The following is a 13,594-nucleotide window of genomic DNA, read 5'->3' as shown; positions in this document are numbered from 1 at the left end:
AAAAAGGAAGCTTATGCTTCCTTTTTTTATTAAAGTTTTACTTACTCTTCAGAAGCATCTTCATTATTTGATACAACTTCTTCGCTATCAGTTTCAGTAGTATCTACTTCGCCTTCGAGAAACTCTTCCTCATCTTCGACAGCTTCAATAGACACAACGCCTACTAGAGTTTCCTCTTCGCTTAAGCGAATTAGACGTACACCTTGTGCATTACGACCAGTCATTGCAACCTCTGCTGCACGGGTACGAACTAATGTACCGCCATCAGAAATAAGTAACAATTCTTTGGTTTCGTCAATAGACACTGCACCAACAAGCTCACCGTTACGTTCGCTTGTCTTAATCGCAATTACACCCTTACCGCCACGCTTCTTGGTCGGGAAGTCATTTACTGGAGTACGCTTACCATAACCGTTGGCACTTGCACACAGTACTTCACCTGTTTCAGGTACAACTACAAGCGATACGATACGACTTACTAAATTTGAATCTGCTGAATCGTCATTATCATCTGATTCATCATTTTCAACATCTGCATCTTCTTCACTTAAAGTACTGCTTGCAAAGCTCACGCGCATACCACGAACACCTTTCGCAGTACGACCCATTGCACGTACGTCAGTCTCAGCAAAACGGATTGCCTTACCTTCGTTCGAGAACAACATGATTTGCTGATTACCATCAGTAATCGCAACACCGATTAAGGTATCTTCTTCATTGAGTTCAATTGCGCGTAAACCATTTGAACGGATATTAGCGAATTGCTCTAAATCAACACGTTTAACCGTACCTGATGCTGTCGCCATAAATACGTAATGGTTTTCTGGGAACTCAGTTAACGGCAAGATAGCTGTCACTGTTTCATTCGCATCTAAAGGTAACAAGTTCACAATCGGACGGCCTTTGGCACCACGTGATGCTTGAGGCACTTCAAACACACGAAGACGATATACTTTACCTACGTTGGTAAAGCACAGCACAGTCGCATGGTTTGAAGCTACAATGAGATGTTGAATAAAATCATCATCTTTCATTGAAGTTGCCGACTTACCACGACCACCACGGCGCTGAGCCTGATAGTCTGAAAGTGGTTGAGTTTTTGCATAACCTGTTTGTGAAACCGTTAATACAACTTGCTCTTCAGGAATTAAATCTTCACGACTAAAATCAATACGTGATTCAATAATTTCAGTGCGACGCCCATCACCATACTGTTGTAGTACCAGTGCCAACTCTTCACGAATTACAGCCATCAATAAGTTAAAATCATTCAAAATCGCAGTAAGTTCAGCGATTTGACCTAAAATTTCAGTATATTCTGCATGTAATTTGTCTTGTTCAAGACCTGTTAAACGGTGTAAACGTAATTCTAAAATTGCGCCTACTTGTGTTGGTGATAAACGATAAATCGATTCAGTTAAACCAAATGGACGATTTGGATCTTCACCTTCGATTTCATCTGGACGAACAGAAATTGCGCCAGCTTTTTCAAGCAATGAAACGACACCACCACCTGCCCACTCACCTGCAAGTAAACGCTCACGCGCTTCAGCAGGGTTAGCAGAAGTTTTAATAGTCTCGATAATTTCATCGATATTGGCTAAAGCAACGGTTAACCCTTCTAAGATATGACCACGTTCACGTGCTTTACGCAGTTCGAACATAGTACGGCGTGTCACAACTTCTTGGCGGTGACGGATAAATGCCGCAATAATATCTTTCAAATTCATCAATTTTGGTTGTCCATTATCAAGACAAACCATGTTGATGCTGAATGAGTTCTCAAGCTGGGTATTTAAGAATAAGTTATTTACAACGACTTCCGCGTTTTCACCACGCTTTAAGTCAATTGCAATACGCATACCTTCTTTGTCAGACTCATCACGAAGTTCTGAAATACCTTCAAGTTTTTTCTCTTTCACTAACTCGGCAATACGTTCAATAACTCTTGCTTTGTTTACTTGATATGGAATTTCAGTAAAGACAATCGTTGTACGGCCTGTCTTTTCATCTTCTTCGAAATGGTACTTACCACGAATATGTAAGCGGCCCTTACCTGTACGGTAAGCATCAACAATACCTGATTTACCGTAAATAATACCGCCTGTAGGGAAGTCAGGACCAGTAATATATTCCATCAATCCTTCAATCGAGATATTTGGATTGTCAGCATAGGCTAAGCACGCATTTACAACTTCTGTCATGTTATGCGGTGCCATGTTGGTTGCCATACCTACGGCAATACCAGCAGCACCATTAATTAACAGGTTAGGAACACGTGTCGGAAGTACTTCAGGAATACGCTCAGATCCGTCGTAGTTATCTTCCCAGTCAACCGTGTCTTTTTCTAGATCTGCAAGAAGCTCATGTGCAAGCTTGGTCATACGGACTTCGGTATAACGCATTGCAGCTGCGCTATCACCATCAATCGAACCGAAGTTACCCTGACCATCTACCAATAAATAACGTAAGCTAAAGTCCTGAGCCATACGTACAATGGTTTCATAAACAGCTGAGTCACCATGAGGGTGATATTTACCGATTACGTCCCCAACAACACGCGCAGATTTCTTGTAGGCTTTGTTATAGTCATTGCCCAATTCGTGCATGGCATAAAGCACACGACGGTGAACAGGTTTCAGACCGTCTCTCACATCCGGCAATGCACGAGATACGATTACACTCATCGCGTAATCTAAATATGAATGCTTGAGTTCGTCCTCAATGGCAATCGGTCGGATTTCCGATACGCTCATGCATACTCCTTCTTACAGATAGAAATTTCCATCTGCTTATATGTCTTGATCTTGCAAAAAATTTAGTTCCGGAAACTGAACTAAAATCGAAAAAAATATAGCTGTATACTATAGCATAAAAGCACTGTGTAATGTGCGGAATCTACACTGCCAATCTGGTGATATTTGTATAATTTAATTGCATATTATTCTTATCATATCGCCATAACAGGCATCTTCTCATCTTCGTAAAACTATGTGATTTTTATTCTATAAAAATCAAACCTCAAATGAGAGAAAAGTCTCAGTTATACATTTCAGATCAGTATTCATAATAAAAAACCCCTAGTAAAAACTAAGGGTTTTTTAGCTTTAATCAGTAAAAATTAAAGTTTAGATACCAATTCTGGTACTACAGTGTTCAAATCACCAACTAACCAGTAGTCAGCAACACTGTTGATTGGCGCTTCTTCGTCTTTGTTGATTGCAACAATAACTTTAGAATCTTTCATACCAGCTAAATGTTGGATCGCACCAGAAATACCTACAGCAACATAAAGCTCAGGCGCAACGATTTTACCAGTTTGACCAACTTGGAAATCGTTAGGTACAAAGCCCGCATCAACTGCTGCACGTGAAGCACCTTGTGCTGCACCAAGCTTGTCAGCTAATGGATCAAGTACTTTATGGTAGTTCTCACCAGAACCTACGCCACGACCACCAGAAACTACGATGCGAGCCGCAGTTAATTCTGGACGATCAAGCTTAACGATTTCTTCAGATACGAAGTGAGAAATACCCGCATCTTTTACTTCGCCAACTGTTTCAACAGCAGCTGAACCGCCTTCCGCAGCAACTGGATCAAATGCTGTACCACGAACAGTACCAACAATGATTGCTTCGTCAGATTGAACAGTTGCAATCGCGTTACCAGCGTAGATAGGACGCTTGAATGTGTTCGCAGATTCAACAGAAATGATATCTGTGATCATGCTTACATCAAGAAGAGCAGCAACACGTGGAAGAATGTTCTTACCAGTCGTTGTAGAAGCAGCTAAAACGTATTTGTAACCTTTAGCCAAGTCAGCAACTAAGCCAGCTACGTTTTCAGCTAATTGGTTTGCATAAGCAGCGTTGTCAGCAAGTAAAACTTTGCTTACACCAGCAACTTTAGCAGCAGCATCAGCAACTGCTTGAGCACCAGAACCAGCAACTAATACAGTAATATCACCACCGATTTTTTGTGCTGCAGCAACAACGTTTAAAGTAGCACCGTTAAGTACTTGGTTGTTGTGGTCAGCGATAACTAAAATACTCATGATTTTATCCTTCCGTATTAGATCACTTTCGCTTCATTTTTCAATTTTTCAACAAGCTCATCTACAGATTTCACTTGTACGCCAGCTTTACGTTCTGCTGGAGCTTCAACTTTAACAGTTTTAAGCTTAGTACCAGCTGTAACGCCATAATCAGCAGGAGATTTAGTATCAAGTGGCTTCTTACGAGCTTTCATGATGTTAGGCAATGCAGCATAACGTGGCTCGTTCAAACGCAAGTCAGTCGTAATAATTGCAGGAAGTGTAAGCTCAACAGTTTGTAAACCACCGTCAACTTCACGAGTCACTTGTACTTTACCGCTATCAACTTTCACTTCAGAAGCGAATGTACCTTGACCAGCACCTAATAATGCACCAAGCATTTGACCTACTTGGTTAGAGTCATCATCAATTGCTTGTTTACCAAGAAGGATAAGTTCTGGTTTTTCAGCTTCAACAACACCTTTTAAAATTTTAGCAACTTCTAAAGCGCCAATTTCATCAGTAGTTTCAACCAAAATACCACGGTCTGCGCCTAGAGCCATTGCAGAACGGATTTGTTCTTGAGCTTCTTTAGGACCTACAGAAACAACAACGATTTCTGATACTGTTCCTTTTTCTTTTAAGCGAACCGCTTCTTCCACTGCGATTTCACAAAATGGGTTAATTGACATTTTTACGTTGGTAAGGTCAACCCCACTATTGTCCGGCTTAACACGAACTTTAACGTTGGCATCAACCACGCGTTTTACAGCAACAAGAGCCTTCATGTAATCCTCGGCTGTTCTAGCAAAAGTAAATGTTGAGAAAAGTATATTAACTCTTCAATTAAAATTTTTTAGGTACCCTATCTTGCAATGTGTTTGGCATTTCGGTCAAGTCACAATTTCCGCTACTGCTATAAAAAAGATGAAATGCTCAGTTCATAAAAAATTTTTAAACTGCTATGAGGATCTATTTTATTCTTTTTACACTCTATTTTATATATTGATTTTTATTATCTTTTTATCTTATTTAGCATATTAGCTAGAAATATAAGATTACTTTTTAAAGCCTTCAATTCAAGGTTTTTTAGACCCAGTCGTCCACAAAATACTCAAAGATCAAAATTGTCAATTGGGTAGTTTCCCTTATTTCTCTTAAACAAATTTGTAAAAAAATACAAATGATCTCTACATTCACCTAAAACATCTCAATTTAATTATCTTTGATTGAGTCTATTTTTTAACTTTTAGCTTTTATGTGCCCTTGGATGGGCTTGATCATACACTTGAGCCAAATGATCGAAATCAATATGGGTATAAATTTGTGTTGTAGATAAATTACTATGGCCTAGCATTTCTTGTACTGAACGCAAGTCACCGCTACTCGATAGCATATGGCTAGCAAAACAATGTCTGAGTAAATGTGGATGTAAATCGACATTTACACCTGCTCTTTGTGCCTGAAGCTTCACTCGTTTTTCAATTTGCCTTGGAGTGAGCGCCCCTCCTCGTAAGGAAATAAAGACAGAATCATTTTGATCAAAATGTCCTTTCCAAATTTTATAAACTTTCAACCAGTTCAATAGGCTTTCTTTTGCTTTTTTCCCAAATGGTACTATACGGGTTTTATTTCCTTTACCTGTAATACGAACAAGTTGGCGATTAAAATCTACATCTTTAACAGTTAATCCCTGCAATTCAGCCAGACGTAAACCACTTGAGTAAAGTAACTCGAGCATCGCTTTGTCTCTTAACCAAAGCTGCTGATCAATTGGTTTTTCAGGCATAGGTTGATCTAAAATTTGATTAACTGTTTCTATGTCGATCATGCCTGGTAAAGGTCTAGGTTGGCGTTTTAACTTAAAATCGTCAGTAGGATTAATTTCTAGATATTTGCCTTGTTCAGCCCACTTCATAAACTGGCGAATTGAAGTGAGATGGCGTTGCATACTACTTGAACTTAACTGGTCCTGTTCGACACGCTGCGCTAAGTACTCTCTTAAATCTGAAGCTTCAATATTTCTCAAATCTAGTTGTTTGTGCTCGCAGAACTCAAGAAAGCTTTTAACATCTCTTTCATAAGCCGTAATTGTATGCTCAGATTGATTCTGTATTTTTCTTTCTTTTAACCACATTGAGAGCAGTTGTAATGCAAAATCCAAATTGCTCTCCATTTATTTGCTCATTTTTTTGAGTGTACCAAAAACTATGTGATCATGAAAATTTAATACCGCACAACCTAATGCTGATCTAATTTATATATTACAATTTAAACCAAGTATTCATTGGACTTTGCGGCCATGACCACCATACTCATTCCTTATTTAATCGCGATTACCTTACTTACACTTACACCTGGTTTAGATACGACTTTAATTATTCGTACAGCAACACTTGAAGGTAAATCGAAAGCGTTTCAAGCAGCAGTAGGTATTTGTCTTGGCTGTATTGTATGGGGAATTGTGGTTGCTTGTGGTCTGGGTGCTTTACTCATGGCTTCTGATTTAGCTTTTAATATTCTGAAATGGATGGGTGCTGCTTATTTAGCGTGGCTGGGTTTGAATATGATTTTAAAACCACGTAACCAAATCGCAGACATGCAAGAGAATAGTTCAGACATATCCCCTTCACAGAATTGGTTTATTAAAGGTTTTTTGGGTAATTTACTTAATCCCAAAGTTGGTATTTTTTATATTTCATTTCTTCCGCAGTTTATTCCACCACAAGCATCGGCAGTTACTTGGGTGATGGGACTGGTAATGATTCATGTGGTGATTGGAATGTTATGGTCAACTTTATTAATTTTGGCTATGCAGCCACTGTCACGTTATCTTAAGCAACCAAAATTTGTGAAATATATGGATCGGATTACCGGCAGTATTTTTGTGTTGTTTGCTTTGAAATTAGCTTTGAGTAAAAGATAAATTTTAAAAAGCATGCTAACACAGCACGCTTCCGTTTTTAAAAACTTACTTCATCTTTTTTAAATAATCTTTAATTTGTGCGGCCACTTCATCAGCATGTTCTTCTGCCAATTGATGGTCGCCATTTTTCACAACATATAACATCGAATTTTCAAATTTTTGATTTAAATATTGCCCCACCTGAACGGGGCTCACTGGATCGTTATCGCCCCAGATTAATAAAGTTTCAATGTTTATATCTGATAAAAACTCTTCGTAGTTAACATTGGTAGTAATAAACCAATCAGGATATTTTAAAAATGTTTGGCGGTATGCTTCACGCCAGTCTTGTACATTAAATCGCTTAAGGTCGATTCCACCAGAAGTAGCAATTAAGACCAGCCCTTTCACCAAATGAGTTTTTTTTAGCGCTGCGGCAACGGCAAAAATCCCACCCATTGATTGAGCAATAATTACAGATTCTTCATTAATTTGATCGACCACATAATTTGTTAGGTCTTCAAAACTCTTCACTTCAAGGGATTCTGGTGTATCGCCAAAACCGGGGTAACCAATAATTTTTGTACGGTATTGATGAGGTAATTTTTCAATTAAAGGATGCCAAAAACTAATACTTCCTGAAGCACCGGGTAAGAAAATTAAATTATTCATATTTTTATAAAGTAATAAAATTAAAAATTTATTGTACATATAAAAGAAACCTCTTTTATCACTTTAGCTGATGAAAAGAGGCTTCTATTTAGGTAATGCTATTAACCTTGGAAATAACGTAAATCCAAACGCCCATCATATACATGAGTTGTTGGACCCGTCATCCAGACCACATCACCTTCTTGCCATTCAATTTGTAACTTACCACCAGCAAGTTCAACTTCAACTGAGTTCGCAAGCAAGCCACGGCGCATACCACTTACTGCAGCGGCACAAGCACCTGTACCACATGCAAGGGTTTCACCGACGCCACGCTCAAATACACGTAAGCGAACATGTTTTTCATCAATTACTTGCATAAAGCCAGCATTAACACGTTCAGGAAAACGTTTATGTGACTCAACTTGTGGGCCAATGCCAGCAACATCTGCAGTTAATACATCTGGAACAATAGTGACAGCATGGGGGTTGCCCATATTAACCACATCAATATTAATGTTCTGGTCGTTAGCTAACTCAAGTGTATATAAAGCTTCAGGTTGTTCAGCAATGAATGGAATTTCATTCGGCAAGAACTTCGGGTAGCCCATATTGACGCGAACCCAACCATTTTGTCCCAATTCAGGTTTTACGATACCTGCTTTGGTTTGGACAGTAATACTTGTTTTCGTTGTTAAATGACGCTCATGGACAAAACGAGCAAAACAACGTACACCGTTACCACATTGTTCAACTTCAGAACCATCTGCATTAAAAATACGATATTTAAAATCTGCTTCCGGTAAATCTGGCGGTTCAACAATTAAAAGCTGATCAAAACCAATGCCAAAATGACGATCGGCTAAGCGTTGAATTGTTTCTGTATCTAAATAAGCACGTTGGCTGATTAGATCAACCACCATAAAGTCGTTGCCTAGGCCATGCATTTTAGTAAATTCTAACAACATTTCATTTACTCCTCAGGCAATAAGCGTTCTTTTTCCCAAAGGGATTCAACCGTTTCACGCTCACGAATCAAATGGGCTTTATCGCCTGACACCATCACTTCTGCGGCACGTCCACGTGTATTGTAATTTGAACTCATTACAAAACCATAAGCGCCAGCGCCAAGAACAGCTAATAAGTCATTTTCTTTTAAAGCCAATGAACGATCTTTACCAATGAAGTCACCTGTTTCACAGATTGCACCCACAAGATCCCAAGTTTTTTCTTCAGTATCAGAACTTGGCACTACAGGTTGGATATCCATCCACGCTTCATATAAAGCAGGGCGAATTAAATCATTCATTGCAGCATCAATAATGGCAAAGTTACGGTGGCTCGTTGGCTTGAGCAAATCAACTTTTGTTAAAAGCACACCTGCATTTGCACTAATGCTACGACCCGGCTCCATATAAACCTTGAGACCTAACTTTTCTAAAGCAGGTTTCATTGAGTTGGCATATTCTTCAACACTTGGTGGTGTTTCATCTTTATAACAAACACCCAAACCACCACCGATATCAATGTGTTTAAGAGTAATACCAAGTTTTTTCAATTCTTCGATCATCACCATGACACGATCTAAAGCGTCAACAAACGGTTTAGTCTCGGTCAATTGCGAACCAATGTGACAGTCAATGCCTATGATTTCAAGGTTTGGTAAAGATGCAGCATATTGATAGGTTTCATAAACGGTATCACTTGGGATACCAAATTTATTTTCTTTTAAACCAGTTGAAATATAAGGATGAGTTTTTGCATCTACGTCTGGATTTACACGTAAAGAAATTGGCGCTTTTTTGCCTAGACGTGCTGCAACCTTTTGAAGACGGTCTAGTTCTGCATAAGACTCTACGTTAAAACAAGCAATACCTACATTTAACGATGTTTCGATATCGGCTTCAGTTTTACCTAACCCAGAAAAAACAACTTTAGATGCATCTCCACCCGCTTTTAAAACACGTGCAAGTTCACCACCTGATACGATATCAAAACCAGCACCAAGTTTTGCCAACACATTAAGAACAGCTATATTTGAGTTAGATTTCACCGCAAAACAGATTTGATGATCAATAAAATCAAAAGCACGGTCCATATCTAAGTAATGTTTTTCAAAAGCTGCTTTTGAATAAACATACAAAGGGGTGCCAAATTGCTGCGCAAGCTGCTCCATAGAACATTGCTCTGCATGCAATACTCCATTAATGCGAGTGAAACTCATGAATGTGTCCTTATTTCAAAGCTTAAGGTGAAGTTGTTTGGGTTGGGGCTGATGATTCAACTGGCTGTTCAGCCTGCTCATCCTGTTGAACAACTTGTTTCTGTTCTTTATTACGATAGAGCAAGTATTTCGCACGTTTGTCATAATTCGGATCAGAAGGTAGCTGTAATGCTCCTGACTGACCACAAGCGCTAAGCAAAATACTGCTGCTCAATAAACTGATGAGGCAAATGACACGACGCATCTGAGCACCTGATTTAAACAATTCGATGCAGTATACCGTGATCATGCAGGCGGCTAAAGAGTAAACTTAAAGAGAAAAACAATATGCATAAAAAACGCCAGCTTTTCAGCCAGCGTTTGATCATAACCAAATAAATTTAATTACTTTTTATGACGTGGTTTATAGAAGAAGAAATAACCAATGATCAAGATAACAAACCAAATTGGGCTGACTTTAAGCGCTTTGAACGTATCTGGCTCTAAAGACAGCACGTAAATCATACCAATAAAGAAAATAATCGTGATCCAACATGTAAATAGACCGCCTGGCAATTTAAATGTTGATTTGGCATGCAGCTCAGGACGCGTAGTGTAGTAACGGATATAACTCCAGATAATGAGTAACCACACGCAAATGAACAGAATCGTTGAAAGGGTCGTTGCAAGCGTAAATGCCTCAACTGTATTTGGAACAAAATACTGTAACGCCGCCCCTAACAATAAACATGCAGCAGAGAAATACAATCCATTTGCCGGTACCGCACGTCTATTCAATTTACCAAAAGCTTTTGGACCCTGATCTTCACGAGATAAACCAAATAACATACGGCTTGTTGAGAAGACACCACTGTTCATTGACGACATCACTGATGACAATACAACCAAGTTCATCAAGATCGCAGCTGCTGCCACGCCTGCTTGACTAAACAAGTTTACAAATGGGCTGATCGCTGGATCAATTTTATTCCATGGCGTTACAGACATTACAATCAATAATGCCAATACGTAGAAAATAATGATACGGATTGGAATTGAGTTAATTGCTTTTGGTAAGTTACGTGCTGGATCTTTCGTTTCCGCAGCCGTTGTTCCCACAAGTTCCACACCAACGAAGGCAAAGATTGCGATTTGGAAGCCTGCCAAGAAGCCATGCACTCCTGTTGGGAAGAAACCACCATTCGCCCAAAGATGAGTAAATGAAGCAACTTCACCTGTACTTGAGGTAAAGCCTGTAAAGATCATCCATAGGCCCACAGCGATTAAAATAATAATCGCAAGAATCTTAATAAGCGCAAACCAGAATTCTAACTCACCAAATAAGCGAACTGTTAACAGGTTTAAACCCATAATAAATACAATCGCGGCAACACTGATCATCGCCCCTTCGACAGGCGAGAAAGGCAGACCATTATTGAAGAATTGTAAGTAGTAGATAATTGCAGAAAGGTCAGCGATACCAATAGTGATCCAACATAACCAGTATGTCCATCCCACAAAGTAACCCGCCCATGGACCGATTAAATCTGTGGTGAAGTCAATAAATGATTTATAGGCAAGATTTGAAAGAAGTAATTCACCAAGCGCACGCATGACAAAAAACACCATCGCACCAATGATCAGATAGATGAATAAGATCGACGGACCAGCAAGGCTAATTGTTTTACCCGATCCCATGAATAATCCGGTACCAATTGCACCACCAATCGCAATCAGCTGTAAATGCCGATTGGAGAGGCTTCGATGGAGCTCACCTTGTTCATGAGGCTCGCTCAGATTTTGATTCGACATCTTATAAATACACTCCAGTAATTTTTTTAGTCCGTTAGCTAAATTCAAATCAAAAGATGATATCGCACCATTTGCAGGTATCTTTTAAATGTATATTTTTTGACAACTTTTCAGCTAACCAATTTGTCTGTATTGCTGATGATTCCAAGCTAAATACAATTATGGCCGATAATACGCACAAGCCTATTGCAATACAACGCACTTTTAAGTCAACTTTTGTCTGATCAGTTCAAAATAAATCAATGAAAAAGGCCACCATAAAGGTGGCCTTTTAGAGTGAAGTGATTAAAGTAAATGCATCTTTTAAAAGCTTACTTTTGCTTATTCTTCAATTTTTCTTCCCAGAATGTCGCATTTTTAATTCCTAATTTAATAGGATCAAATGTGAATTCCTTTACACCAGCCTTTTGCTGTTCTTCGTAATCTTTCAATGCCTTAATAGTTGGTTTCCATACAAAATAAGTCACAATAATTCCGACAATATTAATCCATGCCATTAAACCGACACCAATGTCACCAATACCCCAAATATAACCAGTTGCACTTAAAACCCCATAAGATACAGAGAGAATAATAAAGCACTTCGTCACAAATAATAACGATGGAGATTTTGTAATATAGCTTAGATAAGTAATGTTAGTTTCAGCAATATAGTAATATGCAACAATTGTTGTAAACGCGAAGAAGAATACAGCTAACGCCACGAATATTTGACCAAAATTACCAAACATTGTGCTCACTGCCATTTGTGTAAATGCAGGAGAGCCTATTTCAACAGTAGCTCCAACATGTTGCACAATAAATTGACCAGCTTCTAATGTACCTTGTACGTTATACATACCTGTAATTAAAATCATGAATGCTGTTGCAGAGCAGACAAATAATGTATCGACATAAATCGAGAATGCTTGTACAAAACCTTGTTGAGCTGGGTGTTGAACTTCTGCCGCAGCCGCTGCATGTGGTCCTGTTCCTTGCCCTGCCTCATTTGAATAAACACCACGTTTTACCCCCCAACCGATCGCTGCACCAAGCCCCGCCATAGGAGAAAAAGCATCTTCAAAAATTAATTTGATTACACCAGGCAGTTCTTGAATATTCGCAATGACAATAACAACGGCCATTAGAATATAACCAGCTGCCATAAAAGGAACAACAAATTCAGCAAATCGTGCAATTCGTTTGATCCCGCCAAAAATAATGATGGCAAGTAAACTAACAATCACCACAAGCGCTACAAGTTTAAATAAACCAATATCACCAAAAATAATTGCCCCTTCACCTGTAATCTGGGTAAATGCCTTCCCTACAGCATTTGCTTGAATACCGGGTAAAAATAAACCACAAGAAACAATCGCTGCTATAGCAAATACAACCCCTAACCAACGTTGTCCCAATCCTCTATCAAAATAAAATGCTGGGCCACCACGATATTGCCCTTGATATTCAACTTTATAGATTTGCCCTAACGTTGATTCTACATATGCCGTGCTTGCTCCTAAAAATGCGACCAACCACATCCAAAAGACAGCACCAGGACCACCAAAACCAATTGCGGCCGCCACCCCTGCAATATTACCAACGCCTACTCGACCAGATAATGAAACTGCAAGCGCCTGAAAAGATGAAATCCCCTGTTCAGAAGAAGTTCCTTTTATTAATAACCTTACCATTTCTTTGATTTGGCGTACTTGAACGAATCTAGTCAAAATAGAAAAAAATAAACCCGCGCCTAAGCACAGGTAAATAAGTCCTTTACTCCAGATTATGCTATTTATCCAATCAACAATTTCTGCTGCACTCATAGATATCAACCTTTTGTATTTTTTAAAATACAATACTCATAGTATTTTGTTCGTTTTCACTTCAGCAATATCTATGCCATATCAATAATAAACAGTTAGATACATACTTCAGTAAAAACACCTTCCTTGGGGATAGCTTAGATTTTTTATATCCACTGAAAACAAACTCTATCTGACTTGTAAAA

The 13,594-nt window shown here is 38.9% G+C and carries 11 protein-coding genes; 1 reads left to right on the top strand and 10 read right to left on the bottom strand.

What is annotated here, in order from left to right:
• Nucleotides 1-41: 41 nt before the first annotated feature.
• The 4 genes from gyrA to xerA form a co-directional block, all read right to left on the bottom strand.
• Nucleotides 42-2,756: a DNA gyrase subunit A gene (gene gyrA, locus ACXM0J_RS03975; protein ID WP_032012328.1), complete on the bottom strand. Its 2,715-nt coding sequence runs from the start codon at nucleotides 2,754-2,756 to the stop codon at nucleotides 42-44.
• A gap of 365 nt (nucleotides 2,757-3,121) precedes the next feature.
• Nucleotides 3,122-4,054: an electron transfer flavoprotein subunit alpha/FixB family protein gene (locus ACXM0J_RS03970; RefSeq protein WP_002118921.1), complete on the bottom strand. Its 933-nt coding sequence runs from the start codon at nucleotides 4,052-4,054 to the stop codon at nucleotides 3,122-3,124.
• A 17-nt stretch (nucleotides 4,055-4,071) separates the two neighbouring features.
• On the bottom strand, nucleotides 4,072-4,821 hold the full coding sequence (locus ACXM0J_RS03965) for an electron transfer flavoprotein subunit beta/FixA family protein (RefSeq protein WP_086265483.1): 750 nt from the start codon (nucleotides 4,819-4,821) through the stop codon (nucleotides 4,072-4,074).
• Nucleotides 4,822-5,282: 461 nt separating this feature from the next.
• On the bottom strand, nucleotides 5,283-6,170 hold the full coding sequence (xerA, locus tag ACXM0J_RS03960; RefSeq protein WP_081310813.1) for a site-specific tyrosine recombinase/integron integrase: 888 nt from the start codon (nucleotides 6,168-6,170) through the stop codon (nucleotides 5,283-5,285).
• A 165-nt stretch (nucleotides 6,171-6,335) separates the two neighbouring features.
• On the opposite strand from xerA, the gene ACXM0J_RS03955 reads away from it, so the two are divergent.
• Entirely contained in the window at nucleotides 6,336-6,959 is a 624-nt protein-coding gene (locus ACXM0J_RS03955; RefSeq protein WP_213034436.1) for a LysE family translocator, read from the top strand.
• A gap of 45 nt (nucleotides 6,960-7,004) precedes the next feature.
• On the opposite strand, the gene ACXM0J_RS03950 is transcribed toward ACXM0J_RS03955, so the two are convergent.
• From ACXM0J_RS03950 to ACXM0J_RS03925, 6 genes are all read right to left on the bottom strand, one after another.
• Entirely contained in the window at nucleotides 7,005-7,610 is a 606-nt protein-coding gene (locus ACXM0J_RS03950; RefSeq protein ID WP_086265532.1) for an alpha/beta fold hydrolase, read from the bottom strand.
• A 101-nt stretch (nucleotides 7,611-7,711) separates the two neighbouring features.
• Nucleotides 7,712-8,557 carry a diaminopimelate epimerase gene (gene dapF / locus ACXM0J_RS03945; protein WP_002118553.1) on the bottom strand — a complete coding sequence of 282 codons (846 nt, stop codon included), beginning with the start codon at nucleotides 8,555-8,557 and terminating at the stop codon, nucleotides 7,712-7,714.
• Between the two features lie 5 nt (nucleotides 8,558-8,562).
• Nucleotides 8,563-9,813 (bottom strand): diaminopimelate decarboxylase, encoded by a 1,251-nt coding sequence (gene lysA / locus ACXM0J_RS03940; RefSeq protein WP_086265485.1) that lies wholly within the window; start codon nucleotides 9,811-9,813, stop codon nucleotides 8,563-8,565.
• Nucleotides 9,814-9,835: 22 nt separating this feature from the next.
• Nucleotides 9,836-10,057, bottom strand: coding sequence for an LPS translocon maturation chaperone LptM (gene lptM, locus ACXM0J_RS03935; protein WP_002118887.1), 222 nt, complete (start codon nucleotides 10,055-10,057; stop codon nucleotides 9,836-9,838).
• 140 nt (nucleotides 10,058-10,197) lie between these two features.
• Nucleotides 10,198-11,604 carry an amino acid permease gene (locus ACXM0J_RS03930; protein WP_086265486.1) on the bottom strand — a complete coding sequence of 469 codons (1,407 nt, stop codon included), beginning with the start codon at nucleotides 11,602-11,604 and terminating at the stop codon, nucleotides 10,198-10,200.
• A gap of 311 nt (nucleotides 11,605-11,915) precedes the next feature.
• Entirely contained in the window at nucleotides 11,916-13,409 is a 1,494-nt protein-coding gene (locus ACXM0J_RS03925) for an alanine/glycine:cation symporter family protein (RefSeq protein WP_086265487.1), read from the bottom strand.
• Nucleotides 13,410-13,594 lie beyond the last annotated feature (185 nt).

The sequence above is a fragment of the Acinetobacter sp. GRABPA_MV_2 genome, from assembly GCF_056725885.1.
Note: the sequence above shows the minus strand (reverse complement) of the source record. Positions and strands in the feature narration are given on the sequence as shown.

What these genes read in the sequence shown, in the direction of transcription:
- lptM (WP_002118887.1), bottom strand. Translation starts at nt 10,057, where the DNA reads ATGCGTCGTGTCATTTGCCTCATCAGTTTATTGAGCAGCAGTATTTTG.
- ACXM0J_RS03925 (WP_086265487.1), bottom strand. Translation starts at nt 13,409, where the DNA reads ATGAGTGCAGCAGAAATTGTTGATTGGATAAATAGCATAATCTGGAGT.
- lysA (WP_086265485.1), bottom strand. Translation starts at nt 9,813, where the DNA reads ATGAGTTTCACTCGCATTAATGGAGTATTGCATGCAGAGCAATGTTCT.
- gyrA (WP_032012328.1), bottom strand. Translation starts at nt 2,756, where the DNA reads ATGAGCGTATCGGAAATCCGACCGATTGCCATTGAGGACGAACTCAAG.
- ACXM0J_RS03930 (WP_086265486.1), bottom strand. Translation starts at nt 11,604, where the DNA reads ATGTCGAATCAAAATCTGAGCGAGCCTCATGAACAAGGTGAGCTCCAT.
- xerA (WP_081310813.1), bottom strand. Translation starts at nt 6,170, where the DNA reads ATGTGGTTAAAAGAAAGAAAAATACAGAATCAATCTGAGCATACAATT.
- ACXM0J_RS03955 (WP_213034436.1), top strand. Translation starts at nt 6,336, where the DNA reads ATGACCACCATACTCATTCCTTATTTAATCGCGATTACCTTACTTACA.
- ACXM0J_RS03970 (WP_002118921.1), bottom strand. Translation starts at nt 4,054, where the DNA reads ATGAGTATTTTAGTTATCGCTGACCACAACAACCAAGTACTTAACGGT.
- ACXM0J_RS03965 (WP_086265483.1), bottom strand. Translation starts at nt 4,821, where the DNA reads ATGAAGGCTCTTGTTGCTGTAAAACGCGTGGTTGATGCCAACGTTAAA.
- dapF (WP_002118553.1), bottom strand. Translation starts at nt 8,557, where the DNA reads ATGTTGTTAGAATTTACTAAAATGCATGGCCTAGGCAACGACTTTATG.
- ACXM0J_RS03950 (WP_086265532.1), bottom strand. Translation starts at nt 7,610, where the DNA reads ATGAATAATTTAATTTTCTTACCCGGTGCTTCAGGAAGTATTAGTTTT.